The sequence below is a fragment of the Chryseobacterium contaminans genome, from assembly GCF_001684955.1.
GTDB lineage: Bacteria > Bacteroidota > Bacteroidia > Flavobacteriales > Weeksellaceae > Chryseobacterium > Chryseobacterium contaminans.
The window spans coordinates 1-455 of record NZ_MAYF01000261.1 but is presented as its reverse complement, the minus strand read 5'-3'; the positions used below and the strand labels follow the sequence as shown (position 1 = coordinate 455).

Below are 455 nucleotides of genomic sequence, written 5' to 3'. Positions count from 1 at the left end.
CTGGGTATTGGAGGAGCACCGGGAGGACTCGCGAGGAACCGGTCAGTTGCGAACCGCACGAGAAGCGATAGCGATGGCAGAGCGCTGCCGAATCCGCATGACGAGAATCCATTTGCAACGCCCAAGCAGGAGGACTACACGCCGCCGAGCAAAGTCAGCGTAGAAAGGGAGAAGAACGATGAAGCCTATGGCGGGGTGCTGTAGAGAGTATCGCTGCTGCCATCGGGATGTCAACGACCTATGCAATGATCCGTCCATTGACCAACATTATATCATGACAGACTATACCCCACTTTCTCTTCCTTACTTGTTTTGTATCACCACGGCACGCTTGTGTATCGTCAAACCTGATGTGTATTATTTTCATAGTGCACGGGATGAACCATGTAAACATAAAATATTCAGGGTTGAGATTGAGACTGCGCAGTATCAAGTCGTCAGCCAAGCAAGGGCAC

At 51.0% G+C, this 455-nt stretch carries 2 protein-coding genes; both read left to right on the top strand.

From position 1 onward, the window contains the following. The coding region (locus BBH99_RS22790; protein WP_228390810.1) for a hypothetical protein at nt 1-204 on the top strand (204 nt) is incomplete at its 5' end. Between the two features lie 70 nt (nt 205-274). Beyond that, nucleotides 275-455, top strand: a 181-nt coding sequence (locus BBH99_RS22785; protein WP_228390809.1) for a hypothetical protein, incomplete at its 3' end; no start/stop codon positions are given.